At 73.9% G+C, this 25,555-nt stretch carries 22 protein-coding genes and 5 pseudogenes; 11 read left to right on the top strand and 16 right to left on the bottom strand.

Annotated features, from left to right (window positions below; translation table 11 throughout):
• Positions 1-67: 67 nt before the first annotated feature.
• A complete protein-coding gene (gene deoC / locus FU792_RS10875) occupies positions 68-835 on the bottom strand; it encodes a deoxyribose-phosphate aldolase (protein WP_028131005.1) in 768 nt (255 codons plus the stop codon).
• 24 nt (positions 836-859) lie between these two features.
• Between deoC and FU792_RS10870 the strand changes: the two genes are divergently transcribed.
• Entirely contained in the window at positions 860-1,210 is a 351-nt protein-coding gene (locus FU792_RS10870; protein ID WP_022924970.1) for a cupin domain-containing protein, read from the top strand.
• Complete coding sequence (locus tag FU792_RS10865; RefSeq protein ID WP_149814760.1) at positions 1,203-2,345, top strand: adenosine deaminase; 1,143 nt, start codon at positions 1,203-1,205, stop codon at positions 2,343-2,345. The genes FU792_RS10870 and FU792_RS10865 overlap by 8 nt, the downstream gene beginning before the upstream one ends.
• On the opposite strand, the gene FU792_RS10860 is transcribed toward FU792_RS10865, so the two are convergent.
• Entirely contained in the window at positions 2,333-2,728 is a 396-nt protein-coding gene (locus FU792_RS10860; protein WP_149814759.1) for a hypothetical protein, read from the bottom strand. The genes FU792_RS10865 and FU792_RS10860 overlap by 13 nt on opposite strands.
• Positions 2,697-3,140 carry an RDD family protein gene (locus FU792_RS10855; protein WP_149814758.1) on the bottom strand — a complete coding sequence of 148 codons (444 nt, stop codon included), beginning with the start codon at positions 3,138-3,140 and terminating at the stop codon, positions 2,697-2,699. The genes FU792_RS10860 and FU792_RS10855 overlap by 32 nt, the downstream gene beginning before the upstream one ends.
• A gap of 48 nt (positions 3,141-3,188) precedes the next feature.
• On the opposite strand from FU792_RS10855, the gene FU792_RS10850 reads away from it, so the two are divergent.
• Entirely contained in the window at positions 3,189-4,187 is a 999-nt protein-coding gene (locus FU792_RS10850) for a stage II sporulation protein M (protein ID WP_149814757.1), read from the top strand.
• Positions 4,188-4,292: 105 nt separating this feature from the next.
• Here FU792_RS10850 and FU792_RS10845 read toward each other — a convergent pair.
• The 9 genes and pseudogenes from FU792_RS10845 to FU792_RS10805 all read right to left on the bottom strand — a co-directional run bounded on the left by FU792_RS10845 (position 4,293) and on the right by FU792_RS10805 (position 13,650).
• Positions 4,293-5,604 (bottom strand): annotated as a pseudogene (locus FU792_RS10845) (DUF58 domain-containing protein).
• 13 nt (positions 5,605-5,617) lie between these two features.
• Positions 5,618-6,642, bottom strand: a pseudogene (locus FU792_RS10840) (AAA family ATPase).
• A gap of 652 nt (positions 6,643-7,294) precedes the next feature.
• A pseudogene (locus tag FU792_RS19250) lies at positions 7,295-7,798 on the bottom strand (DUF4350 domain-containing protein); the annotation flags it as partial.
• 101 nt (positions 7,799-7,899) lie between these two features.
• The gene (locus tag FU792_RS10830) at positions 7,900-8,580 is read right to left on the bottom strand and encodes a DUF4129 domain-containing protein (protein WP_022924963.1); all 681 of its coding nucleotides are present in this window, start codon (positions 8,578-8,580) and stop codon (positions 7,900-7,902) included.
• 14 nt (positions 8,581-8,594) lie between these two features.
• The gene (locus tag FU792_RS10825) at positions 8,595-9,725 is read right to left on the bottom strand and encodes a hypothetical protein (protein ID WP_022924962.1); all 1,131 of its coding nucleotides are present in this window, start codon (positions 9,723-9,725) and stop codon (positions 8,595-8,597) included.
• Complete coding sequence (locus tag FU792_RS10820) at positions 9,722-10,378, bottom strand: uridine kinase family protein (protein ID WP_052327824.1); 657 nt, start codon at positions 10,376-10,378, stop codon at positions 9,722-9,724. Before FU792_RS10820 ends, FU792_RS10825 begins: the two co-directional genes overlap by 4 nt.
• A 44-nt stretch (positions 10,379-10,422) precedes the next feature.
• Complete coding sequence (locus tag FU792_RS10815) at positions 10,423-11,034, bottom strand: hypothetical protein (protein ID WP_022924961.1); 612 nt, start codon at positions 11,032-11,034, stop codon at positions 10,423-10,425.
• A gap of 39 nt (positions 11,035-11,073) precedes the next feature.
• Positions 11,074-12,771 carry a phospho-sugar mutase gene (locus tag FU792_RS10810; protein WP_420329308.1) on the bottom strand — a complete coding sequence of 566 codons (1,698 nt, stop codon included), beginning with the start codon at positions 12,769-12,771 and terminating at the stop codon, positions 11,074-11,076.
• 39 nt (positions 12,772-12,810) lie between these two features.
• Complete coding sequence (locus FU792_RS10805) at positions 12,811-13,650, bottom strand: purine-nucleoside phosphorylase (protein ID WP_022924959.1); 840 nt, start codon at positions 13,648-13,650, stop codon at positions 12,811-12,813.
• Between the two features lie 31 nt (positions 13,651-13,681).
• On the opposite strand from FU792_RS10805, the gene FU792_RS10800 reads away from it, so the two are divergent.
• A complete protein-coding gene (locus FU792_RS10800) occupies positions 13,682-15,148 on the top strand; it encodes an NAD(P)H-quinone dehydrogenase (protein ID WP_022924958.1) in 1,467 nt (488 codons plus the stop codon).
• A 123-nt stretch (positions 15,149-15,271) separates the two neighbouring features.
• Here FU792_RS10800 and FU792_RS10795 read toward each other — a convergent pair.
• Positions 15,272-17,055, bottom strand: a pseudogene (locus FU792_RS10795) (acetyl/propionyl/methylcrotonyl-CoA carboxylase subunit alpha).
• Between the two features lie 86 nt (positions 17,056-17,141).
• Complete coding sequence (locus tag FU792_RS10790) at positions 17,142-17,528, bottom strand: MerR family transcriptional regulator (protein WP_022924956.1); 387 nt, start codon at positions 17,526-17,528, stop codon at positions 17,142-17,144.
• Positions 17,529-17,654: 126 nt separating this feature from the next.
• Between FU792_RS10790 and FU792_RS10785 the strand changes: the two genes are divergently transcribed.
• From FU792_RS10785 to FU792_RS10755, 7 genes and pseudogenes are all read left to right on the top strand, one after another.
• A complete protein-coding gene (locus FU792_RS10785) occupies positions 17,655-18,839 on the top strand; it encodes an acyl-CoA dehydrogenase family protein (RefSeq protein WP_022924955.1) in 1,185 nt (394 codons plus the stop codon).
• Positions 18,840-18,863: 24 nt separating this feature from the next.
• Positions 18,864-20,445, top strand: a pseudogene (locus tag FU792_RS10780) (acyl-CoA carboxylase subunit beta).
• Positions 20,445-20,693: a hypothetical protein gene (locus FU792_RS10775; RefSeq protein WP_149814755.1), complete on the top strand. Its 249-nt coding sequence runs from the start codon at positions 20,445-20,447 to the stop codon at positions 20,691-20,693. Before FU792_RS10780 ends, FU792_RS10775 begins: the two are co-directional and overlap by 1 nt.
• Positions 20,694-20,743: 50 nt before the next feature.
• Positions 20,744-21,073 carry an ArsR/SmtB family transcription factor gene (locus FU792_RS10770; RefSeq protein WP_022924952.1) on the top strand — a complete coding sequence of 110 codons (330 nt, stop codon included), beginning with the start codon at positions 20,744-20,746 and terminating at the stop codon, positions 21,071-21,073.
• Positions 21,070-21,504, top strand: a complete 435-nt coding sequence (locus FU792_RS10765) for an SRPBCC family protein (RefSeq protein WP_022924951.1) — start codon at positions 21,070-21,072, stop codon at positions 21,502-21,504. The genes FU792_RS10770 and FU792_RS10765 overlap by 4 nt, the downstream gene beginning before the upstream one ends.
• Before the next feature lie 96 nt (positions 21,505-21,600).
• Complete coding sequence (locus FU792_RS10760) at positions 21,601-22,770, top strand: PIG-L family deacetylase (protein ID WP_149814754.1); 1,170 nt, start codon at positions 21,601-21,603, stop codon at positions 22,768-22,770.
• Positions 22,716-23,141 carry a hypothetical protein gene (locus FU792_RS10755; RefSeq protein ID WP_149814753.1) on the top strand — a complete coding sequence of 142 codons (426 nt, stop codon included), beginning with the start codon at positions 22,716-22,718 and terminating at the stop codon, positions 23,139-23,141. The genes FU792_RS10760 and FU792_RS10755 overlap by 55 nt, the downstream gene beginning before the upstream one ends.
• Positions 23,142-23,168: 27 nt before the next feature.
• On the opposite strand, the gene FU792_RS10750 is transcribed toward FU792_RS10755, so the two are convergent.
• Together FU792_RS10750 and FU792_RS18520 are read right to left on the bottom strand one after the other, a co-directional pair.
• Entirely contained in the window at positions 23,169-25,103 is a 1,935-nt protein-coding gene (locus tag FU792_RS10750; RefSeq protein WP_022924949.1) for a S9 family peptidase, read from the bottom strand.
• Positions 25,104-25,276: 173 nt separating this feature from the next.
• Positions 25,277-25,489 (bottom strand): dihydrofolate reductase, encoded by a 213-nt coding sequence (locus FU792_RS18520; RefSeq protein WP_275100779.1) that lies wholly within the window; start codon positions 25,487-25,489, stop codon positions 25,277-25,279.
• Positions 25,490-25,555 lie beyond the last annotated feature (66 nt).

The raw sequence follows: 25,555 nt of genomic DNA, 5'->3' as shown, positions 1-25,555 counted from the left end.
CGCGGTATGCACGCGCTGGCCGCGGTCGGTCGACCCACGTGCGCGGTCGGTCGACCCGACCGCGCGGTCAGTAACCCTCGCCCTGGGCACCGGGAGCGTCGGCGCCCGGCTCGGGCACGACCAGCGTCCCCTCATCCTCGCGCTCGCGCGCTCCCGCGAGCAGGGCTTCGGTGGAGGAGGTCCCGATCCGGGTGACGCCTTCGGCGACCATCGCCAGCAGGGTGTCGATGTCGCGGACCCCGCCCGAGGCCTTCACCTGCATCGTGTCCGGGATCGTGGCCCGCATGAGCCGCACGTCCGGCAACGTCGCGCCACCGCCGGCGAAGCCGGTCGAGGTCTTGACGAAATCCGCCCCCGCGTCCTCGCTCGCCCGGCAGGCCGCCTCCTTCTGCGCCTCGTCGAGCAGGGCGGTCTCGAAGATGACCTTCACCAGGACTCCGGCCGCGTGGCCGGTCTCGACGACCGCGGCGATGTCCTGCTTGACCGCCTCGACGTCACCACCGCGCAACCGCCCGATGTTGAGCACCATGTCCAGCTCGGTCGCGCCGTCGGCCAGCGCCTGGCGCGACTCAGCCACCTTCGCGGCGGTCGAGGTGGTGCCGTGCGGGAAGCCGATGACCGTGCATACCCGGGTCTGGTGCCCCTCGACCGCCTGCAGCGCCAGCCGGACGTCCGAGGGCCGGACGCACACCGACCAGATCTCGTCCTGGGCCAGCTCGCGGCAGGTCTGCTCGACCTCCTGCGGCGTGAGCTCGGGCTTGAGCAGCGCGTGGTCGATGAGGTCGGCGACGTCCTGCGCGGTCAGGCTGGTCCCGGGGGCGATGATGTGCGACATGACCACCACTCTAGGATCACTGCTATGCCGACGATGCTGCGGCCGGTCCGGGTGCCCGGGACCGGGGAGAAGCTGATCCAGGAGCTGGCCGGTTCGGCGAGCACCGGGCATGACGGTGTCTCGGTCGCGCGGATGACCGCCCCGGCGGGGTGGGACGAGCCGGGCCAGCGGCCCGAGTTCGACGAGGTGACCTACGTCCTGGCCGGTCACCTCGTGGTCGAGCACGAGGATGGTCAGATCGACGTCGGCGCGGGGGAGTGCGTGCTGACCCGCGCCGGGGAGTGGGTCCGCTACTCGGTCGGACCCGGCGGCGCGGAATACCTCGCCGTCTGCGCCCCCGCCTTCACCCCCGAGCGGGCGCACCGCGATGAGTGAGCTGGGCGCCGAGCAGATCCGCGCGCTGCCGAAGGTGCTGCTCCACGACCACCTCGACGGCGGCGTGCGCCCGGCGACGGTGCTCGAGCTGGCGCAGGAGCAGGGGTATGCCGCGCTCCCCGACGACGACGTGGCGTCCCTGTCGGCGTGGTTCGCCGAGTCCGCGGACAGCGGCTCCCTGGTGCGCTACCTCGAGACCTTTGCCCACACCGTCGGGGTGATGCAGACGGCAGACGCGCTGCGGCGCACGGCCCGCGAGTGCGTCCTGGACCTGGCGGCGGACGGCGTGGTCTACGCCGAGGTCAGGTATGCCCCCGAGCAGCACCTCGAGGGGGGCCTGGGTCTCGACGAGGTCGTGGCGGCGGTCAACGAGGGGCTGCGGGACGGCGAGCGCGAGGTGGCGCAGGGTGAGGCGGAGGCACCGGCCGGACGCATCCGGGCGCGGGCGATGCTCACCGCGATGCGGCACGCGGCGCGCAGCAGAGAGATCGCCGAGCTGGCGGTCCGGCACCGTGACAGCGAGGTCTGCGGCTTCGACATCGCCGGCGCCGAGGACGGCTTCCCCCCGACCCGGCACCTCGGTGCCTTCGAGTTCCTGCGGCAGGCCAACGCGCACTTCACCATCCACGCGGGCGAGGCCTTCGGGCTGGCCAGCATCTGGGAGGCGATCCAGTGGTGCGGGGCCGAGCGGCTCGGGCACGGCATCCGGATCGTCGACGACATCACCCTCGACGGGTCACCGGTCACGGACGACCTGGCCGGGGCCATCGCCCGGGCGCAGGAGGAGCCGGGCGCCTTCGCGCTCGGCGAGCTGGCGGCATACGTCCGGGACCGGCGGATCCCGCTGGAGATGTGCCCGAGCAGCAACGTGCAGACGGGTGCGGCGCCCTCGATCGAGGAGCACGCGATCCGGCTGCTGGACGCACTGCGCTTCCGGGTGACGCTCAACACCGACAACCGGCTGATGAGCGCGACGTCGATGAGCCGCGAGGCACAGCTCCTCGTGGAGCGCGGCGGCTGGGGCCGGACCGAGCTGCGGCGGGTCGCCGTCAACGCGATGAAGTCGGCCTTCCTGCCCTTCGATGAGCGGCTGGCGATCATCGAGGACGTGCTCAAGCCCGCCTACGACGGCTGACCGAGCACCCGGGCGCGCAGGGCGTCGGCGCGCTCCAGCCGCTCCTCGTCGCGGCGCCGCCGCTGCGCGAGCACGCTGGCCATGACCTGCTCCGGGTGGGCGCCGGCCGGCGGCGGGGGAGCGACGTGGCCGAGCACGGCGGCATACAGCTCGCTGCCGGTCTGCGCCCGGGCGGCCGGGGTGAGCGTCCCGGCCCGGGCCAGGAACTGCCGGGTCGCCACGACGAGGCTGTCGGGCAGCACCCCGATGTCGGCACCGGCCACCCAGTCGGCCAGCTCGGGGGCCGTCTGCGGAGGGGTGAGCATCCGCAGCCGCACCCGGTCGTGCACGACGTAGGTGCCGGCGAGGAAATCACCCAGGCGCTTGGCCCTCTCGTTGGTCATGGCGCTGATGAGCGCGACGCTGCCGAGGGTCATCCAGAGCTCGACGGTGCCGGCCAGCGCGCGGATGATCGCGTGCCGCAGGGCCGATCGGGCCCGTGTCGTCCCGGACGGTCCGCAGCCCCATGACCATCTTGCCCACGGTGCGGCCACGGGTGAGGGTCTCCAGCGTGATCGGCACCCCGGCCATGACCAGCGCCACCACGACGATGACGAAGACCTGCCCGAGGGCGGCGTCGGCGGCGAAGACCTCGCCCGGCACCAGCCAGACGAGCAGGAAGACGCCGACGGCCACGAGGAGCAGGTCGATGATCCCGGAGACCATCCGGGTCGGGACCTGGGCGGCGGGCAGCTCGACCTCGACCGCCTCGCTGGTCACGAAGCGCTGGGCCTCGAAGATCCCCCGCGTCGCCATGGCCGCACTCTATCCCTGGGGCCGCCGGTGATGGCCTACCGTGGTCCCGTGGACCTTGATGCGCTGGTGGGGCGGCGGAGCGCGGCGTGGGAGCGGCTGGACCGGCTCTCGCGGGAGCGCCGGCTGGACGGCGCGCAGGCCGACGAGCTGCTCGACGGCTACCAGCGGGCCGCCACCGACCTGTCGGTCGTGCGTTCCAGCGCCCCCGACGCCACGGTCGTGACGCACCTGTCGACCCTGGTGGCACGTGCCCGGGCCCGCGCGGCGCGCGTGCCGACGATGTCCTGGGCGGGCATCGGTCGGTTCTTCGCCGAGGACTTCCCGGCGGCGCTCTACCGCCTGCGGTGGTGGTGGGGGATCACCGCCGCGGCCAACGTCGTCGTCGGCCTGGTGCTGGGGTGGTGGCTGGTGCAGAACCCGGTCGTCGAGCAGTCGCTGCTCAGCACCGAGCAGGTCACCGAGCTGGTCAACGTCAGCTTCGAGTCCTACTACTCCGAGCACGCGGCGAGCAGCTTCTCCACGCTGGTCTGGGTCAACAACGCCTGGGTGGCGGCGCGCTGCATCGGCATGGGCGTGCTCGGTGTGCCGGTGATCTGGCTGCTGTGGCAGAACATCGCCAACGTCGCGGTGATCGGCTCGCTCATGCACCGGCACGGCCGCGCCGACGTCTTCTGGGGGCTCATCACGCCGCACGGTCTGCTCGAGCTCATGGCGATCTTCGTGGCGGCCGGGGTCGGGCTGCGGCTGTTCTGGGCCTGGGTCGTGCCCGGGCGCCGGACGCGGCTGGCCAACCTCGCGGCCGAGGGCCGCACCGCGGCCGGTGTCGCGATCGGGCTGGTCTTCGTCCTGCTGCTCTCCGGTGTCATCGAGGGCTTCGTCACGCCCTCGCCGCTGCCGACGTGGGCGCGGGTCGGGATCGGTGTCCTCGCCCTGCTGCTGCTTCTTCTTCGTGTATGTCTTCACGCTCGGCCGGCGGGCGGCGCTGCGGGGGCGGACGGTGACGTCGGCGAGGAGCTGCAGGCGGCCTCCGCGCCCACCTCGTCCTGACCGGACACATACCCCAGGCGTAGGACGAGGCAGTCCGTGACCGGGAGGCCGCGGCGGTGCCGCCGGTCGACGCAGACCGTGCGGCCGGTCGGCGGAGCGGGAGGGTCAGAGCAGGCCCTGGGCCTTGAGCGCCAGGTAGTGGTCGGACAGGGCCACACGGGCAGGTCCTCGGGCGACTCGTCGAGCACGGTGACGCCGAGCTGGTTCAGCGCGACGGCGGTGCGATGCCGCAGCGACTCGGTGCGCTCGGCCGCGGCGGCGGCGTAGGTCTGCTCGACCCGGTCGGTGCCGGTCCGGATGTCCTCCAGGGCCGGGTCGGCGACCGAGGCGACGACGACCCGGTGGTGCGCGGTGAGGCCGGGCAGCACCGGCAGCAGGCCCTCCTCCAGCGCGGCGGGCTCGAGCGGGGTGAGCAGCACGACGAGCGCGCGGCGGCGGGTCAGCGAGGTCACCGCCCCGGCGAGGAGGGGCCAGTCTGCCTCGAGCAGCACCGGCTCCAGCGGGGCCATCGCCGTGACCAGCTGGTGCAGCAGCCCCGAGCGGCCGGCCGTGGTGCCCGACCCGACCCTCGCCCGGATGCTGCGGTCCCCGGCGACCAGGTCGACGCGGTCGCCCGCCCGGGAGGCGAGCGCCGCGAGGAGCAGGGCGGCGTCCATCGCGGCGTCCAGCCGCGGCTCGTCACCGATCCGGGCGGCGCTGGTGCGGGCGGTGTCGAGCACGAGGATGACGCGCCGGTCGCGCTCGGGCTGCCAGGTCCGCACCACGACGTGCTGGCGCCGCGCCGTGGCCCGCCAGTCGATCGAGCGCACGTCGTCCCCCTCGACGTAGTCGCGCAGCGAGTCGAACTCGGTGCCCTGACCCCGGGTGCGCACCGCGGACCGGCCGTCGAGCTGGCGCAGCTGGGCCAGCTTGGCCGGCAGGTGCCGTCGCGACCGGAAGGGCGGCAGCGAGCGCACCACCCCGGGCACGGGCGTGGTCCGCTGGCGTGCACCGAGGCCCAGCGGGCCGAAGGTGCGCACCGTCACCCCCACCGCAGGGCGGTCGCCGCGGCGGGTCGGGCGCAGCGCGGTCTGGACCGTCCGCCGTCACCGCCCGGCAGGTCCAGCGGGTGCCGGGTCGGCTCCTGCGCACCTGCCGAGGGGACCCACGCGTCCCGGAGAAGCCCCCGGAGACGTCGCGAGCCGGGGTTGGTGACCGTCAGCGTCGTCCGCGTCTCCTCGAGCAGTCGCACCTGCGGCACCGGGGCGCGCTCGAGCAGCAGCGAGCGCGGCGCGGGCGCCAGGGCGACGTCGGCGGCGACCAGCACCGCGACCCCGAGCAGCCACGCTGCCGCCACGGCTCCGGCGGAGTCCGGCCACAGCACGACCGGCACCAGCCCGAGCAGGGCCAGTGCCACGACGGGACCACGGACGACCATCGCAGTGTCCTGGTCAGCGGGGGACGGGGACGCTGGAGAGGACAGAGTCGAGCACCGAGTCGCTGGTCACGCCCTCGAGCTCGGCCTCCGGGCGGAGCGCCACCCGGTGCACCAGGGTGGCCCGGGCCAGCGCCTTGACGTCGTCCGGCGTGACGAAGTCGCGCCCGGACAGCCACGCCCAGGCCCGGGCCGTGCCCATGAGGGCGGTGGCACCGCGAGGGCTGACGCCGAGCTGCAGCGAGGGCGCCTCGCGGGTCGCCCGGGCGAGGTCGACGACATACCCGATGACCTCGGGGGAGACCTGCACCTCGCGGACGGCGGCCGCACCCGCCGCGAGGTCCTCGGGGTGGCGACCGCGCGCACTCCGGCGGCAGCGAGGTCGCGCGGGTCGAAGCCGGCCGCGTGGCGCTCCAGCACCTGGGTCTCGTCCTCGCGCGGCGGCAGCGGCAGCGTGACCTTCATGAGGAAGCGGTCCAGCTGGGCCTCGGGGAGGGGGTAGGTGCCCTCGTACTCCACCGGGTTCTGCGTCGCCGCCACGAGGAACGGGGTGGGCAGCGGACGGGACGTCCCGTCGACGGTGACCTGGCGCTCCTCCATGGCCTCGAGCAGGGACGACTGCGTCTTGGGCGGGGTGCGGTTGATCTCGTCGGCCAGCAGCAGGTTGGTGAAGACCGGGCCGGGGCGGAACTCGAACTCGCCGCGACCGCTGTCGTAGACCATCGACCCGGTGACGTCCCCGGGCATGAGGTCGGGGGTGAACTGCACCCGCTTGGTGTCGATCGACAGGGCCGCGGCCAGCGTGCGCACCAGCAGGGTCTTGGCGACGCCGGGCACACCCTCGAGCAGGATGTGGCCGCGGGCCAGGAGCGCGACGATGAGACCGGACACGGCCTGGTCCTGCCCGACCACGGCCTTGCCGACCTCGGCGCGGACGGCGTGGAGCGCCGTGCGGGCGGCCTCGGCACGGTCGGCGGAGGGGCCGGGCGAGGTCGGGGCGGGCCCCTCCGGCGGCGTCGTCGGGTCGTGCTGGTCGGTCATGGTGTCCTCTCGCGAGTCGGTCGGGGCGCTGGTGCGCACCAGGAGCGGGTTCGGGGGTCGCCGGTCCGGAGACGGCCGGTGCGGCTGCCCGCGTCGTGGGTCGCCGCACCTGCGCCTCGAGGTCGTGGATCTCCCGGACCAGGCGCACGAGGGAGGCGTCGTCGGGCAGCGCCGGCGCGTCCACGAGCAGCCGGCGGGCCCGGGCGTCGTCGGTGTCGGTGGCCCCGCTCACCGCCCGCACCAGGGCGTCCGGGCCGGCACCGGTCGGCAGCCCCAGCACCGGCGCGATCCGGCGTCGCGCCCCGGCCTGGACGGCGCGGGCCGCGTGGTCGCGGTCGTGCGCCTGGTGGTAGAGCCGGCCGCGGCTGAGGGTGGTCTCGGTGGCACGGACCACGGCGGGCAGCGGCTCGGTGACCACCGCCCCGAGGCGTCGTCCCTGCCAGAGGGCGAGGGCCAGCACACCGCCGGCGACGACCCACAGCGCGGCGGTGAGGTTGCGGGGCAGCACGTCCCACAGCGAGGAGGCGGCGTCCAGCCCGGCGTCGCGCGGTTGCGGCAGCACCCACAGCAGCCGGTCGCTGGCACCCAGCGCACGCAGCGCCAGCGCCGCGTTGGCCTCCTCGGTGATCTGCGCGTTGGTCCAGGCCGGGCCGGTGCCGGCGACCACCGTCACCGGCCGGTCCGGCTGCGCCTCGAGGACGAGCAGGGCGCCCTCGCGCGCGCCGCCGGCGTTGTGACCCGCCCCGGGCGGGTAGCACGCCGTGGTCCCCGCCCGGTCCTCGCCGCCGGCCGAGAAGAGCACGTCCCACCCGACCACCCGGTCGCCCTCGCGGACCAGCGGGTGCGAGCAGTCCGCGGCGACGGAGATGCCGGACCCGCTGCTCGTGTCGACGTCGAGCCCGAGCGCGGCGCCGACGTCGCGGCCCGGGTCGTCGGTGAGCACGACCAGGCGGTCGAGTCCCGCGGTCGCCAGCTCGGCGAGCAGGTCGGGCCCGCTCTCCGGCCCGAGGTATGCCGTGTGCGGCAGCAGCATCGACGTGCCGGGACCGAGGTCGGCCGGGTCGAGCTCGCTGGTCCCGTCGACGATCTCCACCTCCACGCCCTGGGACACCAGCACCTCGTGCAGCGCCTGCGCCCCGTCCGGGCCGGGGTTCATCGGGTGCAGCAGCTCACCTGAGCGTGGGGTCGTCAGCATCGCCGCCACGACCACGGCGGCGAGGGCGAGCAACGCCCACGGGGCATACCGGCGCAGCGCCCTCACGACGGCACCGTCGAGCGCGGTGCAGCCGCCGCGAGCTCGGGTCGTGAGTCCAGCAGCCGCTCGTCGAGCGCGAGCACGGCCTGCGCCTGCTCGGTGCTCGCGCGGTGGTCACCGTAGCGGACCGCGTCGAAGACGTCGCCGGCCCGCCGCAGGTCGTCGGCGTGCACCGGGAAGACGGGGGAGAGCTCCTGGGCCACCTCGTGCGCGGTGCGCCCGGGGCGGTCGTCGAGCAGCGTGCGCTCGATGGCTCCGGCGGCGAGCGCCCGGTAGCCGTCGAGGACGGCCTCGTCGACCCGTTCCGCCGACAGCGCCTCCCGGGCGCTGGTGCGGTAGTCGGCCGCGGAGCGCCGCGCACCGCCCAGGACCGGTCCCGCAGCGGCCTGCGGGGCGAGCCGTCCCGCGCGCCACCGGTCGCGGCTGGCGAAGACCAGGACGGCCGCCACCGCGCAGAGCACGAGCCCGAGCACCGCCCAGGTCGTCCACGGGGGCAGCGCGCCCAGGTCGGGGACGTCCGGCAGCTGCTCGACGAACCATCTCCAGGCCCGGGTCAGCCAGGGCTCCTGCAGCCGGTAGTCGCCGGACTCCAGCTCCTCGGTCAGCAGGCGTCGCGCCTCGTCCCGGTCCGGGTCGATCGGAGCGGCGGGCAGGGGGTGTCCCGCCTGCCGGGGCAAGGGCATACCTGTCGTCCTGGTCAGCCCGACCGCTGGGCGGCCCGCGCCTGAGCCGACCGCACGAGCGAGACGTCCAGACCCTCACGCCGGATGCGCTGGTCGAGGTAGAGCAGCGCGGTGACGCCGGCGGTGAACGGGATGGTCAGGGCACCCACCACGAGCTGGAGCGCGTGGTCGGTGACGAGCACGGCCGGGCTGAGCGGGTCGAGCCCGGCGGGTCCGAGGGCCGCGATGAGGGCACCGGTGATAGGCACCTGGATCACGCTGGCCAGGATCGCGGTGACGATGCCCGCGAGCATCGTGATCCCGACGATGCGCCAGCCCTGGCCACCCGTGGAGAGGGTCCAGGCGCGGGCGATGCCCCGCCAGGGGCCGACCCGCTCCAGCACCACGGGTGCCGGTGCGAGGCTGAGCCGGCAGGCCGCCCACACGAGCCCGACGAGCGCCCCGAGGCTGAGCAGGACGACGAGGAGGATCGACAACGCGCTGTCCCCGAGCCCCGCGACGATCAGCACGATCAGCAGGACCAGGGCCACGACGGCGATGACGGTCATGAGGCCGATGAGCAGCACGGTGCCGACGAGCGCGAGCAACCGGCTGCGGACGGCCCGCCAGGTGTCGCCCAGACCGGCGCGGTCGCCGAGGACGGCCTCCCCGACGACGTGCACGATCATGCCGGTGAGCGCGATGGAGGACAGGCCAGAGAAGATCGCCCCGAGCGTCAGCTGCAGCGCCTGCACGTCGAGGTCGCTCATGCCGGTCAGCACGTTGCCCAGGAGCAGGGAGAGCAGCAGCGAGGGGACGAGCAGGACGGCGAGCACGATGAAGCCCATGCCGATGGTGGCCTCGGGGTTGCGTCGCATCGTCTGCAGCGCACCACCGAAGATGTCGCCCAGGGTGAGCGGGCGCAGCGGCACGACGCCGGGCTGGTGCATCCGGGCGAGCTGCTCGGGCGGCAGCTGCTGCCACTGCGGCTGCTGCTGCGGTGGCTGCTGCCACTGCTGCGGGGGAGCCGGTTGCTGCCACTGCTGCGCGCCCGGCGCCTGTCCAGGGGGCGGGTCCATCGGACCAGGGGGCACCGGCGGGGTCAGGGGCGTGCGGTCGGGTGGTCCCTGGCCGCCGGGCGGCGGGCCGAAGGGTGGCTGGGTCATCCCCCTCCTCCTCGGTCGGTCTCTCGTGGCTGCGTCGCCGGTGGTCGCTGGAGTCCCCCGGCCCGAGCCATTGCCTCGCGCGCGGTCATCGGTGCGGCACCGAGCGCCTGCTGTGCGGCCACGATACCCGGCTCGGCGCGGCGCAGGACGTGACCCCGCCGCCACAGGGTGAGTGGGGGCTTGCGGCGCTGGGCGAGGTCGCGCGCCAGGCGCCGGGCGAAGGTCTTCCAGGGCTGGTTGCGGATGCACCAGGCACCCGCGAGCAGGCCACGCTCGCGCAGCCCGGCCACGACGTGGGCGGCGAAGATCCCCTCCGCGACGACGACGGTATGCCCGTCGCGGCGCACCTCGTGGGCGCCGCTGACGGCCGAGCGGCCGATGTCGTAGACCGGCATCTGCGCGATGCCCTCGCGGCACAGCTGCTCGAGCGCGTCCAGGGCGGCCTCGCCGTCCCACGAGTCGACGTGGTCCCAGTCCGGCAGGCCCAGAGGACTCATCGGCAGACCGGTGTCCGTGCCCTCGCGGTAGAAGTCGTCGAGCTGGACCACGGGCCAGCCGTGGCGGGCGTGCAGGCGGGAGGCGAGCCGTGACTTCCCGGCGCCGCTGGGGCCGGCGAGGACGAGCACGCGGGCAGGAGGAGGGGCCGGGTCCATGGGCGGACAGTCTAGGAGGGTGCCCGACGGGCACCGACGGCTGCTCAGGCGAGGATCGCGACGAGCGCCAGGCAGATCGCCGCCCCGAGGACGACGATCGCCGGCCAGGCCAGCCGCGTCCGCGCCGCCTCGAGGCCACCGTGCAGCTCTCCGCCGTCCAGCCGCCAGCGCTGCAGCGCGCGCTGCGCCTCGTCGGCCACCCCCTGCGCCGTCGCTCCCGCGTCGCCGCGCCGGCGGGTGGTCTCGGCGAAGTCGTCGATCTGCTGACGCCGGACGCGCTCCCGCTTGGCCGGCACGGCCCAGGCGCTGTGCCGCCGGCCGGCGGTGTCGTGCAGCTCCAGCGCCCACTGGTGGGTGATCTCGTCGACGGCGGCGAAGGGCACGGACGTGTCCGCCACGACGTTGGCCAGCAGCACGCCGTCCTCGCGCAGCACGACGTGCGGTCGCAGGAAGAGAGCCCAGGCCACGGCGGCGATGCCGAGGACGAGGGCGACCGCCCCCAGCAGGCCCTCGGTGCGACCCGACCCGACGTCCCAGATCGTCAGGGCGGCCAGGACCGCGGCACCGGCCACCATGAGCCAGCCCAGGACGCGTGCCGGCAGGGTCCGGTAGACACCGATGACCTCACCGGTGAGTCCCTGGTCGTCCTGCTCCACGCACCGATCCTAGCCCGGTGGGGGCAGGCTCCCGTGGTCTCAGACGGCGGTGAGCTCCTCCATGCCGGCGCGCACGGACGCGAGCCGTCGGGCCGCCTCGTCCCGGGCCGCCGCCAGCGCGGCCCGCTCCTCGACGGGCACGACGGCCTCGAGGTAGACCTTGAGCTTGGGCTCGGTGCCGCTGGGCCGCACGATGACCCGGGTGTCGTCCTCGAGCAGGAAGCGCAGCCCGTCGGTCGGCGGCAGCCCGTCGACACCGTCCGCGAGGTCCTCGGCCCGGGCCACCGGGACGCCGCCCAGCTCCTGCGGCGGCTGCTCCCGCAGCCGCGCCATGACCGGCGGGATCTGCGCCAGGTCGCTCACCCGCACCGAGAAGGCGTCGGTCTGGTGCACGCCGTGCCGTTGCGCCAGGTCGTCGAGCAGGTCCGCGAGGGTGCGGCCCTGCTGCGCGAGGGTGGCGGTCAGCTCGGCGGCCAGGAGCGCCGCGGTGACGCCGTCCTTGTCCGGCACGGTCGCCGGGTCGACGCAGTAGCCCAGGGCCTCCTCGTAGCCGTAGGCCAGCCCCGGGACCCGGCCGATCCACTTGAACCCCGTGAGCGTCTCCTCGCCCTGCAGCCCGGCATACCGGGCCATCGCGCCGAGCAACCGGGAGGAGACGATGGAGCGGGCGAGGACCGGGCGGTCGCCGCCGGCGCGCCCGCGGTCGATGACGTGCTGGCCGAGCAGCGCACCGACCTCGTCGCCGCGCAGCATCCGCCAGCCGTCGCCGTCGCGGACCGCGAGCGCGCACCGGTCGGCGTCCGGGTCGTTGGCGATGACGAGGTCGGGGCCGACCTGCTCGGCGAGCTCCAGGGCGGCGTCGATGGCCCCGCTCTCCTCGGGGTTCGGGAAGGCGACGGTCGGGAAGTCCGGGTCCGGCTCGGCCTGGGTGGCCACGGCCGCGGGGGCGGGGAAACCGGCCTGCTCGAAGGCCCGGCGCACGACCTCGGACCCGACCCCGTGCAGCGCGGTGTGCACCACCGACAGCTCGCGCGGGCTGGTCGGGTCGAGCACGGCGACCGCGGCCGCGAGGTAGGACTCGAGGACCTCCTCGCCGAGGGTCTCCCAGCCGTCCTGCGCGAGCGGCACGTCGGCGGTCGCGGTGACCGCGTCGATCTGCTCGGCGATGTCACGGTCGGCGGGAGGCACGATCTGCGAGCCGTCGCCGAGGTAGACCTTGTAGCCGTTGTCCTCCGGCGGGTTGTGGCTCGCCGTCACCATGACCCCGGCGTCGGCCCCGAGGTGCCGGATCGCGAAGGCCAGCACGGGCGTGGGCAGCGGCCGGGGCAGGACCATCGCCCGCCCGCCGGCCGCGGTGACGACGGCAGCGGTGTCGCGGGCGAAGACGTCGGAGTGGTGGCGTGCGTCGAAGCCGACGACCACGGCGGGGCCCGGGGTCGCGTCGCCGGACTCCGCCAGCCGCGCCCGGAGGTAGGCCGTCAACCCGGCCGCGGTGCGGATGACGACCGAGCGGTTCATCCGGTTGGGCCCGGCCCCGAGCCGGCCGCGCAGGCCGGCGGTGCCGAACTCGAGGAAGGCGCTGAAGCGGTCCTCGAGGTCCGCCAGCGCGGTGTCGTCGCCGCCCTCGGCGGCGGTGAGCACCTGCTGCAGCTCCTCGCGGGTCGCCGGGTCGGGGTCGTCCTCCAGCCAGGTGCGGGCGGTGCGCAGCAGGTCGGTCGGGTCGCTCACGGGGGTCACCTCTCGTGCGTGTCAGTGGGGGCGTCGGGGCGGTGGCGCTCAGATGCGCTCGACGATGCGGGCCAGCAGCTCGCCGCAGCGCTGCGCCGCCGCGGCGCCGGCGTCGATGACCTCCTGGTGGTCCAGCGGGGTCTCGCTGATCCCCGCGGCCGGGTTGGTGACCAGGGAGACCCCCAGCACCTCGAGCCCGGACTGCCGCGCCGCGATCGCCTCCAGGGCGGTCGACATACCGGCGAGGTCACCCCCCATCACTTTGGCCATCTGGACCTCGGCCGGGGTCTCGTAGTGCGGCCCGGAGAACTGGACGTAGACGCCCTCGTCGAGGTCGGCGTCGACCTCACGGGCGAGGTCGCGCAGGCGGGGGGAGTAGAGGTCGGTGAGATCGACGAAGTTCGCCCCCTCGACCGGCGAGGTCGCGGTGAGGTTGATGTGGTCCTTGATGAGCACCGGGGTGCCCGGGGCCCACTCCGGCCGCAGTCCGCCGCAGCCGTTGGTGAGGACGATGGTGGAGCAGCCCGCGGCCGCGGCGGTCCGCACGGCGTGGACCACGGAGCGCACCCCCTTGCCTTCGTAGAAGTGGGTGCGCGTGCCGTAGACGAGCACACGCCGGCCGTTCGCCAGCGGGATCGAGCGCATCGTGCCGGAGTGCCCGGCGACCGCCGCCGCGGCGAAGCCGGGGACGTCGGCGTGGTCGATCTCGGCGTCGGCCTGCCCGAGCGCGTCGGCGGCGGGCTTCCAGCCGGAGCCGAGGACGAGCGCGATGTCGTGCTGCGGCACCCCGGTCCGCTCGGCGATGACGTCGGCCGCCGCCTGCGCCACCGCCAGCGGGTCGGTCGCGGGGTCGTCGAGGGCGAGGTCTCGGGCTGCACCAGTAGTCATGGGCTCAGGGTAGCGATGGTTGGATAGGGGTGTGAGTGCTGGCAACAAGTCCGTCGTCGTCATCGGTGGTGGCCCCGGCGGCTACGAGGCCGCCCTGGCCGCCGCGCAGCTCGGTGCCGAGGTGACCGTCGTCGAACGCTCCGGGCTGGGCGGGGCCGCGGTGCTCACCGACTGCGTGCCGAGCAAGGCGCTCATCGCGACGGCCGACTTCATGGACCGGTTCAGCGCCGCCAAGCGGATCGGCGTGCACTTCGACGGCGCCCAGGTGCCGGGCGACCAGGGCGTCACCGCGCACATCGCCGACGTCAACTCACGCATCCTCGACCTCGCCCGGGCGCAGAGCCGCGACATCGGTGAGCGGCTGGAGTCGGCCGGGGTCGAGGTCGTGCAGGGCGCCGGCAGCCTGCTCCCGGACGGTCGGGTGCAGATCGTCGAGGGGGTGGACGAGGTCGAGTCCGGCGAGGAGCCGGCGCCGCACGACGACGACTGCGGCGACGCGCATACCCGGCGCGAGGTGGAGGCCGACCTCGTGCTCGTCTCGACCGGTGCCCGCCCGCGGGTGCTGGACTCGGCGCAGCCGGACGGCGAGCGCATCCTCACCTGGCAGCAGATCTGGGACCTCGAGGAGCTGCCTGAGCACCTGGTGGTCATCGGGTCCGGCGTCACCGGCGCCGAGCTGGCGCACGCCTACCTCGGGCTCGGGTGCCAGGTCACGCTGATCTCCTCGCGCGACCGGGTGCTGCCGGGGGAGGACGCCGACGCGGCCAACGTCGTGGAGGAGGTCTTCCGGCGCCGGGGGATGACGGTGCTCAACCGGTCGCGCGCCGGAGCCGTGCGCCGCGAGGGGGACGGCGTGGTCGTGACCCTAGAGGACGGGCGCGAGGTGAGGGGGAGCCACGCGCTGCTCGCCGTCGGATCGATCCCCAACACCTCGGACATGGGGCTGGAGGAGGCCGGTGTCCGGGTGAGCCCGTCCGGGCACATCGAGGTCGACCGGGTCTCGCGCACCAGCGCGCCCGGGGTGTATGCCGCGGGGGACTGCACCGGCGTCTTCCCGCTCGCCTCGATCGCGGCGATGCAGGGCCGGATCGCGGTGGCGCACTCCCTCGGTGACGCGGTGGCGCCGCTGTCGCTGGGCAAGGTGAGCTCCAACATCTTCACCGACCCCGAGATCGCCACGGTCGGCGTGAGCCAGGCCGACGTCGACGAGGGGCGGGTGGACGCGCGCGCGGTCATGCTGCCGCTGACCAAGAACCCGCGGGCCAAGATGCAGAACCTGCAGGACGGCTTCGTCAAGCTCTTCGCCCGCAGCGGCAGCGCGACGATCGTCGGGGGAGTGGTCGTGGCCCCGCGCGCCAGCGAGCTGATCTTCCCGATCGCGCTCGCCGTCGCCAACCGGCTCAACGTCGACCAGTTCTCGGCGACCTTCACGGTCTACCCCTCGATGAGCGGCTCGCTGTCCGAGGCCGCCCGCCAGCTGCACGAGATCGCCGACTGACCCGGCCCGAGGCATACCACCGGGCGTCGCGTGTGGTTGTCCTGGGCAACCATGGGCGGCGCTCGGTGGGGGTTGAGCCGACCATGGGCGGCGCTCGGTGGGGGAGGGCGGACGGGGTGTCGGTCAGTCCTTGAGCTCGCAGATGGCGGCGCCGTTGGTGACGGTGTCGCCGACGGCGGCGGACAGGCCGGTGACGGTGCCGCCCTTGTGCGCTTTGATCGGCTGTTCCATCTTCATCGCCTCCAGCACGACGACGACGTCGCCCTCGGCGATGCTCTGGCCCTCCTCGACCGCGATCTTGACGATCGTGCCCTGCATCGGCGCGGTCACCGCGTCACCCGAGGCCGCCGCCGCGCCACCGCCGCCGCGGGAGCGCTTGGGCGCCTTGCGCCGGCCGCCGCCGGACGCGGCACCGCCGCCACCGCCGAGCGACAGCCCGGCGGGCAGCGAGACCTCGAGCCGCTGGCCGCCGACCTCGACGACGAGGTTCTGCCGCTCGCCCTGCTCGCCCGGGTCCTCGGCGGTCGGCCCGGAGTAGGGCTCGATCGTGTTGTCGAAGTCGGTCTCGATCCAGCGGGTATGCACGGTGAAGGGCTGGTCCGCGTCCTCTGGGGCGAACGCGGGGTCGGCGACCACGGCCCGGTGGAAGGCGAGCACGGTGGGCATACCCTCCAGCTCGAACTCGGCGAGCGCCCGGCGCGAGCGCTCCAGCGCCTGCTGCCGGGTCCGCCCGGTGACGATGAGCTTGGCGAGCATCGAGTCGAAGGCGCCGGCCACCGTGTGTCGCCCTCGAGGACGCCGGAGTCGAGCCGCACGCCCGGTCCCGACGGGGGCCGGAAGACCAGCGCCGTCCCCGGCGCGGGCATGAAGTCGCGACCGGCGTCCTCGGCGTTGAGCCGGAACTCGAAGGAGTGCGCGTGCGGCACCGGGTCGTCGTAGCCGAGCTCCTCGCCGTCGGCGATGCGGAACTGCTCGCGCACCAGGTCGACGCCGGTGACCTCCTCGGTCACCGGGTGCTCCACCTGCAGCCGGGTGTTGACCTCCAGGAAGGAGATGTCACCCTCCGGCCCGACGAGGAACTCGCAGGTCCCGGCGCCGACGTAGCCCGCCTGCCGCAGGATGGCCTTGCTCGCCCGCACCAGCTCGGCGTGCTGCTCCTCGCTCAGGAACGGCGCCGGCGCCTCCTCGACGAGCTTCTGGTTGCGCCGCTGCAGCGAGCAGTCGCGGGTCGAGACGACGACGACGTTGCCGTGCTGGTCGGCCAGGCACTGGGTCTCGACGTGCCGCGGGCGGTCGAGGAAGCGCTCGACGAAGCACTCGCCGCGGCCGAAGGCGGTGACCGCCTCGCGCACCGCGGAGTCGAACAGGTCGGGGATCTCCTCCATCGTGCGGGCGACCTTGAGGCCGCGGCCCCCGCCGCCGTAGGCCGCCTTGATCGCGACCGGCAGGCCGTGCTCGGTCGCGAAGGCCACGACCTCGTCCGGCCCGTCGACCGGGTCGGTCGTGCCGGGCACGAGCGGCGCCTCCGCCTCCAGCGCGATGTGCCGGGCCTTGACCTTGTCGCCGAGCGAGTCGATCGCCTCGGGGGAGGGGCCGATCCAGGTCAGCCCGGCGTCGATGACGGCCTGGGCGAAGGAGGCGTTCTCCGCGAGGAAGCCGTAGCCCGGGTGCACCGCGTTCGCCCCCGCCTGCCGCGCGACATCGAGCAGCTTCTCCTGCAGCAGGTAGGACTCGCCGGGGGTGCTGCCGCCCAGCGCGTAGGCCTCGTCCGCCACCTTCACGTGCAGCGCGTCGCGGTCGGGCTCGGCGTAGACCGCCACCGAGCCCAGGCCCGCGTCGGCGCAGGCGCGGGCGATGCGCACGGCGATCTCGCCGCGGTTGGCTATGAGGACCTTGCTGATCGGCATGGGGGTCACCCTAGCCCCAGGGGTATGCCCGACGCGCGCGACTCCGGCGCGCGCCCGCAGACCTCGCCGGCAGCGGTCGCCGCTGCTCAGGACAGCCGCGCGACGTCCTCGGCGCAGCGCTGCTCCAGCTCGTCCAGCTCGCGCAGGCTGTCCTCGATGTCGCGGCGGCGCCGCTCCAGGTCCTGGCGACGGTCGCCGATCTGCGAGAGCAGGTAGCGCAGCTGACCGACCTCGCCCGGCTGGTCGTCGTACATGTCGAGGATGGTGGCGATCTCCTCGAGCGAGAAGCCCAGCCGGCGCCCGCGGAGGATGAGCGCGAGGCGGGTGCGCTCGCGGCGGTGGTAGATGCGGCGCTGCCCCTCGCGGTCGGGCCCGAGCAGGCCGAGGTGCTCGTAGTGGCGCAGCGCCCGGTGGGTGACGTCGTAGTCGTCGGCCATCTGGGCGATGGTCCACGTCGTGGTGGCGTCGGTCATGGTTGTCCTTACGTCAAGTCGTCCGGGACCATCTTGCTTGACCTTCGCGTCAACGTCAAGCACGATGGAGGGACGGTGCCGGGAGCCCCCGTCACCCCCCGAGCGCGAGCGAGGATGCGGACGGCGATGTTCGAACTGACCCAGGATCATGAGGAGTTCCGCGGCCTGGTCCGCGAGTTCGCGCAGGGGGAGGTGGCGCCGCACGTGGAGAAGTGGGACAGGGACTCCCACTTCCCGACCGAGCTCGTCCCCAAGATGGGCGAGCTGGGTCTGTTCGGTCTCAACGCCCCCGAGGAGTTCGGCGGCGCGGGCACCGAGCACGGCGGCTTCACGTATACCTGCCTCGCGATCGAGGAGCTCGGTCGCGTCGACCAGTCGATCGGCATCACCCTGTCCGCCGGCGTCGGTCTGGGCATCAACCCGATCCTGTCCTACGGCACCCAGGAGCAGAAGGAGCGCTGGCTCCCCGACCTGCTCGCCGGCAAGACCCTCGCGGGCTTCGGGCTGACCGAGCCGGACGCCGGCTCGGACGCCGCCGCCAGCAAGACCCGAGCCCGGGTCGAGGACGGCCAGTGGGTGGTCAACGGCGCCAAGGCCTTCATCACCAACTCCGGCACCGACATCACCTCCGTGGTCACTGTCACCGCCAAGACCGGCGAGGACGAGAACGGCCGGCCGGAGATCAGCGCGATCATGATCCCCGCCGGCACCGACGGCTTCGTCGTCGAGCCGTCCTACCGCAAGCTCGGCTGGCACATCTCCGACACCCACGGCCTGAGCTTCGAGGACTGCCGGGTGCCCGAGGACCACCTGCTCGGCGAGCGCGGCGAGGGTTTCAAGCAGTTCCTCAAGACCCTCGACGATGGCCGGATCGCGATCTCGGCGCTCGCGCTCGGCTGCGCCCAGCGGATGCTCGAGGAGTGCACGGCCTACAGCCAGGAGCGCACCGCCTTCGGCAAGCCGATCGCGGTCAACCAGGGCGTCTCCTTCCAGATCTCGGACCTGGCGGTCATGGTCGAGGCGGCGCGGCTGCTCACCTACAAGGCGGCCTGGCTCAAGGACGAGCAGGAGGCCGGGCGCCGCTCGGTCGCCGAGGTCAAGCAGGCGGCGGCGGTCGCCAAGCTCTACTCCACCGAGGCAGCGGTCACCTCGACCCGGATCGCCACCCAGCTCTTCGGCGGCAACGGCTTCATGGAGGAGTACCCGGTCGCCCGCTTCTACCGCGACGCCAAGATCCTCGAGATCGGCGAGGGCACCTCGGAGGTGCAGCGGATGGTCATCGCCCGCGGCCTCGGGCTCCCCGCCCGCTGACAGCCGTCGGTGGGTGCTGACACGATGACCGGCATGAGCGACGACGCCACCTCCGCCGACGCCGCCGGCGACCCCCGGGTCGCCGACCTGCGCTCGCGGCTCGCGACGGCACACCAGGCCTCGGCGGAGCCCAGCGAGCGGGCCCGGGCCAAGCTGGACGGCCAGGGCAAGCTCTACGTCCGCGAGCGGATCGCGCTGCTCTTCGACGAGGGCAGCTTCGTCGAGGACGGTCGGTATGCCAACGCCACCGCCGAGGGTCTGCCGGCCGACGGCGTGGTCACGGGCCGCGGCGAGGTCGACGGCGCGCGCCGCGATCGTCGTCGCCAACGACCCGACGGTCAAGGCCGGGTCGTGGGGTGCCCGGACGGTCGAGAAGATCATCCGCGCCACCGAGGCCGCGCTGCGCGAGGAGCTGCCGGTCTTCTGGTTCGTCGACTCGGCGGGTGCGCGGATCACCGACCAGGTGGACCTCTTCCCGGGGCGTCGCGGTGCCGGGCGGATCTTCCACAACCAGGTGGCCCTGTCCGGCAAGGTGCCGCAGATCTGCTGCCTCTTCGGGCCGAGCGCCGCGGGCGGCGCCTACATCCCGAGCTTCACCGACCTGATCATCATGGTCGAGGGCAACGCCTCGATGTACCTCGGCAGCCCGCGGATGGCCGAGATGGTCGTGGGGGAGCGGGTCTCGCTGGAGGAGATGGGTGGCGCGCGGATGCACTGCACCGTCTCCGGGGTCGGCGACCTGCTCGCCTCGGACGACACCGAGGCGATCGAACTGGCCCGGCACTTCTTCTCCTACCTGCCCGAGTCGTGGCGCGCCCCCGCGCCCGCCTACGAGGGCGAGGAGCCCGCGGTGCCGCTGGGCAGGCATACCGTCCCCGAGGCGGAGTCGGTGCCCTTCGACGTGCACGACGTCATCGAGGGGCTCGTCGACGACGACAGCTTCTTCGAGGTCAAGCCGCTCTTCGCCGCCGAGCTGGTCGTCGGGCTGGGACGGGTCGACGGGCAGAGCGTCGGGATCGTCGCCAACAACTCGGCGGTCAAGGGTGGGGTGCTCTTCACCGACTCGGCTGACAAGGCGTCCCGCTTCATCTGGCTCTGCGACGCCTACGGCATCCCCCTGATCTACCTCGCCGACGTGCCGGGATTCATGATCGGCTCCGAGGTCGAGCGCGGCGGCATCATCCGGCACGGCGCCAAGATGGTCTCCGCGGTCTCGGAGGCGACGGTGCCGCAGCTGTGCGTGGTGCTGCGCAAGGCCTACGGCGCCGGGCTGTATGCCATGGGTGGCCCCGGCTTCGGCCCGGACGCGACGATCGCGCTGCCGACGGCGCGGATCGCGGTGATGGGCCCCGAGGCCGCGGTCAACGCGGTCTACGCCAACAAGATCGCCGCGATCGAGGACGAGGGTGAGCGGCAGGCCTTCATCGACGCCCGGCGTGCGGACTACCTCGAGGACGTCGATCTCGAGCGGCTTGCCGCCGACCTCGTCATCGACGCGATCACCGAGCCGGAGGACCTGCGCGCCGAGGTCGTGCACCGGCTGCGGTATGCCGCGCGCCGCGACCGGCACTTCTCCGCCCGCCACCGCAGCATCCCCCCGGTCTGATGGCACAGCGCCCTCGATCCAGCGGGCGGGCCCCGGCGCTCGCCGTGCTCGGCGCGCTCATGATCGTCGGCGGCGTGGTGGTCATCCTCAGCACGCCGGTGTCGTTCGGGTGGTTCGCCTACCAGCCGGTCGAGCCGGTCCGGATCCTCGTGTGGCAGGACGTCGTCGGGCCGATCACCATCTGCGTCGGCGCGGTGCTCCTGGCCCTCGGCAGCTACCTGCTGGGTCGGCGGTCCCGGGAGGGGTGACCTCACCGCATACTTAACAAGACCGTTAAGTATGCGGTAGCCTGGGCGCCATGTCCTCCCTCAACGCGGCGGCCGGCGCCATCGCCAGCGAGTCCCGCCGCCGGGTGGTCGAGCACCTGGCCGACGGGCCCGCCACCGTGAGCGCCCTGGCCGAGGTGCTCGGGATGAGCGTGCCCGGCACCATGCGCCACGTCGACCGCCTGGCGGAGGCCGGGATCGTCCGCCGGACCAAGGCCGGACGCGTCGTCACCGTCGAGCTGGTGCCCGGCAGCCTCGACCCCCTGGCGACCTGGGCCCTGCAGCACCGCCTCCTCTGGGGCAACCACCTGGACCGCCTGGCAGGTCACCTGGCAGGTCCGACCGACAGGAGCGAGCCATGAGCGCCAGCACCGTCACCGTCACGCGGGTCGTACCGGTCGACGCCGACCGCGCCTTCCGGGCGTGGATGGACCCCGCCGAGCTGGCCCGGTGGTGGTGGCCGCAGTGGCCGGATACGACCTACGAGGTCGACGCCCTCCAGGGCGGGCGGCTGCGCATCACGGCCCCCTCGGCCGGGGTGGGCGTGGAGGGGGTCTTCCTCGAGCACGACCCCCCGCGCCGGTTCGTCATGACCTGGACCTGGGTGGACGACCCGGCTGCCGGCGTGCCCGCGGACGCCGCGGTGGACACGGTCGAGGTCACCTTCGCCCCGGTCGACGGGGGCACCGAGGTGACGGTGCGGCATACCTCCGACGCGCACGAGCCGGACGGTGGTGCCGCGCAGGGGTGGAACGACGTGCTGGACCGGCTGCCCCGGCACCTGGCGAGCTGACCATCCGTCACCACGGCCCCGGCTGGGCCCGAGGGCGTGGCCACGGGGTCGGGAGCGGTCCGACTCCCGCGGCGCCGCCCTTGTTAGCCTCCCGGCATGCTCCCCACCCGTCGACAGGCCCCCGGGGGCGCCCCCGGCACGGCAGGACTGTGCAGGCGTGCCCGCACGGGAGCGCGACGGGTCGCCCAGGCGTTCTCCCGGCCGGTGACCTATGTCGTCGCACCGCACCCGGACGACGAGACCCTGCGGCTGGCCTCCTACATCCCGTGGCTCTGCGCGCGCACCCAACACCCGGTCGTCCTGGTCGCCGTCAGCGACGGAGGGGCCTCCCGGCGGGCGGAGCTCAAGGGGTGGACCCCGGCCTACGAGAGGGAGTTCCGCCGGTCCGAGCAGGCCGCCGCGTGGTCGGCCCTGACGGCGGGCGCAGGACACATCGTCCGGCTCGGGCTCCCGGACGGTGACGTTCAGGCGGAGGAGGTCGGTCGGGCGCTGAAGAAGTTGGACCGCCGCGGGGCGCGGTGGGTCGTCGCGGGCCACCCCGACGACGACCACCCGGACCATCGCGCGGTCGTCGAGGCGGTGCAGGGGCTCGGGGCCCGGACCGTGCGGTTCAGCCTGGGCACCCTCATGTCCGGCGAGGCCTCGGTCTACCGGCCGACCCGCAGCAGCGAGGACCAGATCCAGATCGCCGTGGCCGCCTACGAGAACTTCGGCCGGCAGTCCGTCAAGGACGAGTTCTCGGCCCTGCGCAGGCTGGGCTACGTGAGCCGCGTCGTCTCCCGGTCGACGGTGCCCGCCGCTGCGGCGCCCCGCCCGCAGCCGCCGGCGGAGCCGGCGCGTGCGGGCGCCTCAGAGCCGGCGCCCGCTGTCACCGCCGAGCCCTCGCCCCCGGCCCCGGCCCCGCCCATCTTCGTGCTGGGCAACCAGAAGTCGGGGAGCACGGCGATCGCCAGCCTCCTGGCCGAGTGCATCGGCGGGAGGGCCTCGTTGGACGTGCTCTACCAGACCCGCACCCGGTTGGCCGACCTGCTGGGGCAGGAGGACGCGGTCGCCACGCTGGCGCAGCGCCGGCCCAAGGTCTTCGCCGCGGACGTGGTGAAGGACAACGACGTCATCTTCCTGCTGCCCTCGCTGCTGGCGGCCTTCCCGGACGCCCAGGTGGTGTTCGTCGTCCGCGACCCCGGGACAACATCAGGAGCATCCTCAACCGGGTGGACCTGCCCGGGTCGCAGGCGGACCTCACGGCGGACCAGTACGACGACCTGAGGGAGCGGCTGCCCGGGTGGTACCCCATCCTCACCAACGCGGGGATGGCCACCGGGCCGAGGCAGTACGTGAAGGCGCTGGCGGACCGGTGGGTGCGCGCCGCACAGACCTACGTCGACGCCGCCGAGCACCTGACGCTGCTGCGCTACGAGGACTTCTGCGCCGACAAGCGCGGCAGCATCGAGGCGCTGGCCCGCTCCCTGGGGCGACCGGTCGTGCGCGACATCACCGGCTCGCAGGACCGGCAGTTCCAGCCCCGCGGAGACCGCGAGGTCACCCCCGCGGCCTTCTTCGGCGAGGACAACCTGCGGCGGATCGAGCACACCTGCGGTGCCCTGATGTCCCGCTTCGGCTACCCGGCGACCGACTGACGACCCGGCCCGCGGGAGCGCCGCGCCTCAGCGCAGGTGGTCGCCCCACCAGTCGAGGATGTGCTCGAAGCGCTGCAGCCGGTGCCGCGGCTGGCCCGAGCGCGACAGCTCGTGCCCCTCGCCGGGGAAGACGAGCAGCTTGCTGGGCACGCCGTTCTTGCGCAGCCGCGCGAAGAGCCGTTGCCCCTGCTCCAGCGGGCAGCGGAAGTCGCGCTCGGAGTGGATGACCAGCGTCGGTGTGGTGATCCGGTCGGCCCAGGTCAGCGGTGACTGCTCGTGCTGGAAGGCGCCGGCATACTCGTCGGCGAAGAACCAGCCGATGTCGCTGGTGCCGGCGAAGGAGTCCCAGGCGTTGACAGCGCGCTCGCTGATCGCCGCGGTGAAGCGGTCGGTGTGCCCGACCAGCCAGGTCGTCATCAGCCCGCCGTAGGAGCCGCCCATGACGCCGAGCCGAGAGCCGTCGAGGCCCGGCAGGGTCAGCGCGTGGTCCAGCAGCGCGGTGAGGTCGGCCACGTCGACGGTGCCGATCGCCTCCTTGACCGCCCGTCCGTGCGCCGCGCCGTAGCCGGAGCCGCCTCGCGGGTTGCCCATGACGACGGCATACCCAGCGCCGGCGAGGACCTGGGCCTCGTCGAAGAGGTTGCCGGAGTACTGCGCGTAGGGGCCGCCGTGGATGAGCAGGATCACCGGGTGGCCCGCCTTGCGCCGCGGCTTGGTGGTGGGCCGGACCAGCCAGCCGTGCACCGGGTAGCCGTCGCCCGAGGTCGCGTCCAGCTCCTCGGTCTCGATCGGTGCGGCCGTGTCGGTGAGGTGGCGGGCGAAGTCGGTGCGCTGCGTGAGCGTCTCGCCGGAGCGGCCGACGAAGAGCTCGGAGTATGCCTCGCGCGTGCCCGCGACCGCGACGACGACGTCGCCGCCGGCGGCCAGGGCGGTCACGCCCACGTGACCCTCGAGCAGCACCCGGTCGGCCGTCAGGTCACGCACGACGGTGTCGCCGCGCACCTCGAAGGCGGCGACGACCGCGCCGTCGCCGCCGATGACCGGGGCGCAGGCGAGGTGGTCGGTCTCGGCGTCGGTGAGCGCGACCCCCGGGCCGTCGAGCCGGCGCAGCACCGCGTTGCGAGCCACGAAGTCCTGCTTCGAGCTGCCGAGGTCGGCCGCACCGTAGACGGCCGTGCCGTCCGGGCCGACGTGCACGCTGCCGACCGATCCGGTGCGGTCGGTGTGCCGGCGGAAGCCCTTGCCGCGCAGGTCGACCGAGCACACGTCGCTCACGAGGGTGTCCGGGGTCCAGGCGCCGCGCCGGTCGCGAGAGGCGACGAAGGCGATCCGGGTGCCGGCGTGCAGGAAGACGGGCGCGCTGTCGTCACCTCGACCCGAGGTGAGCTGCGTGCTGGGTGGGAGCTCGTCGGCGTCCGGGCCATCGGGATCGGGCAGGTCGGCGAGGTCGAGCAGGAAGAGCTTGCTCGGGCGGTCGAGGACGTAGCCGAGCCCGTCGGCCAGGTAGGTGCTGTGCTCGATGAGCCGCGGCGCCTCCTGGTCGGGCTTGACGGCGTCGTCGGTGCCGTAGCGACCCTGCTCGGGGATACGGGCGGCATACACGAGCTGCGTGCCCTCGGGGGACCAGGAGACGGAGCCGACGCCCAGCGGCTGGTCGGTCAGGCGTCGAGCGTCGCCGCCGTCGGCAGGCATGACGTGCAGCTGCGGCGGTCCGTCGTCGCCGGCGCGGAGGAAGGCCAGCTGCGTGCCGTCGGGGGAGTATGCCGGTGCCGAGTCCCGCGTGCTGCTGGTCAACCGGGTGGGCCGGGCGTCGTCCGTGCTCAGGTCGAGCCGCCACAGGCTGGTGCGGTAGCGGTTGTCCTCGACGTCCGGCCGGCTCACGACGAAGACCACGTCGCGGCCGTCGGGGTGCACCGTGGGGGAGGAGAGCGTGCGGATCTTCGTCAGGTCGCTGGGCTTCACCTGCGCGAGCCTACGCCGGGACCGTCAGCCGCTCGTCCGAGCCGTCTGCACGCCTCGACGTCACTCCGGAGCCTGCTCGAGGGGGCTCGTGAGTGACGAGCCGGCGTGCAGACGACGGTCCCGTGGGAGTCGGGACCGTCCCCGAGTCTCACGGGACCATCGCGGCCTCGGGCTCACCGCCGATCCCAGGTGACCCAGGCCTTGATGTCTCCGGAGCCAGGCTGGCGACGTGTCTCCGTCCACCGCTCCTGGTCCACCTCGGGGAAGCGGGTGCTGCCCTCCGGCTCGAGGTCGACCTCGGTGAGCACCAGCCGGTGGGCGTGCTCGATGGTCTGGGCGTAGATCTCGCCGCCTCCGGCGACGAAGACCTCGCCGTCGCCGGCCATGAGCAAGGCCTCGGAAGGAGACAGGAGTGCGCGACCTCTGCCCCGGGCGCCGACCAGTCGCGCTGC

It is taken from the genome of Serinicoccus marinus DSM 15273 (assembly GCF_008386315.1).
In the GTDB taxonomy this organism is placed as follows: domain Bacteria; phylum Actinomycetota; class Actinomycetes; order Actinomycetales; family Dermatophilaceae; genus Ornithinicoccus; species Ornithinicoccus marinus.
Note: the sequence above shows the minus strand (reverse complement) of the source record. Positions and strands in the feature narration are given on the sequence as shown.

What these genes read in the sequence shown, in the direction of transcription:
- FU792_RS10855 (WP_149814758.1), bottom strand. Translation starts at nt 3,140, where the DNA reads ATGGCGACGCGGGGGATCTTCGAGGCCCAGCGCTTCGTGACCAGCGAG.
- FU792_RS10760 (WP_149814754.1), top strand. Translation starts at nt 21,601, where the DNA reads ATGCTCCCCACCCGTCGACAGGCCCCCGGGGGCGCCCCCGGCACGGCA.
- FU792_RS10805 (WP_022924959.1), bottom strand. Translation starts at nt 13,650, where the DNA reads ATGACTACTGGTGCAGCCCGAGACCTCGCCCTCGACGACCCCGCGACC.
- FU792_RS10775 (WP_149814755.1), top strand. Translation starts at nt 20,445, where the DNA reads ATGGCACAGCGCCCTCGATCCAGCGGGCGGGCCCCGGCGCTCGCCGTG.
- FU792_RS18520 (WP_275100779.1), bottom strand. Translation starts at nt 25,489, where the DNA reads ATGGCCGGCGACGGCGAGGTCTTCGTCGCCGGAGGCGGCGAGATCTAC.
- FU792_RS10870 (WP_022924970.1), top strand. Translation starts at nt 860, where the DNA reads ATGCCGACGATGCTGCGGCCGGTCCGGGTGCCCGGGACCGGGGAGAAG.
- deoC (WP_028131005.1), bottom strand. Translation starts at nt 835, where the DNA reads ATGTCGCACATCATCGCCCCCGGGACCAGCCTGACCGCGCAGGACGTC.
- FU792_RS10765 (WP_022924951.1), top strand. Translation starts at nt 21,070, where the DNA reads ATGAGCGCCAGCACCGTCACCGTCACGCGGGTCGTACCGGTCGACGCC.
- FU792_RS10825 (WP_022924962.1), bottom strand. Translation starts at nt 9,725, where the DNA reads ATGACCCAGCCACCCTTCGGCCCGCCGCCCGGCGGCCAGGGACCACCC.
- FU792_RS10785 (WP_022924955.1), top strand. Translation starts at nt 17,655, where the DNA reads ATGTTCGAACTGACCCAGGATCATGAGGAGTTCCGCGGCCTGGTCCGC.
- FU792_RS10820 (WP_052327824.1), bottom strand. Translation starts at nt 10,378, where the DNA reads ATGGACCCGGCCCCTCCTCCTGCCCGCGTGCTCGTCCTCGCCGGCCCC.
- FU792_RS10865 (WP_149814760.1), top strand. Translation starts at nt 1,203, where the DNA reads ATGAGTGAGCTGGGCGCCGAGCAGATCCGCGCGCTGCCGAAGGTGCTG.
- FU792_RS10860 (WP_149814759.1), bottom strand. Translation starts at nt 2,728, where the DNA reads ATGACCAACGAGAGGGCCAAGCGCCTGGGTGATTTCCTCGCCGGCACC.
- FU792_RS10790 (WP_022924956.1), bottom strand. Translation starts at nt 17,528, where the DNA reads ATGACCGACGCCACCACGACGTGGACCATCGCCCAGATGGCCGACGAC.
- FU792_RS10770 (WP_022924952.1), top strand. Translation starts at nt 20,744, where the DNA reads ATGTCCTCCCTCAACGCGGCGGCCGGCGCCATCGCCAGCGAGTCCCGC.
- FU792_RS10830 (WP_022924963.1), bottom strand. Translation starts at nt 8,580, where the DNA reads ATGCCCTTGCCCCGGCAGGCGGGACACCCCCTGCCCGCCGCTCCGATC.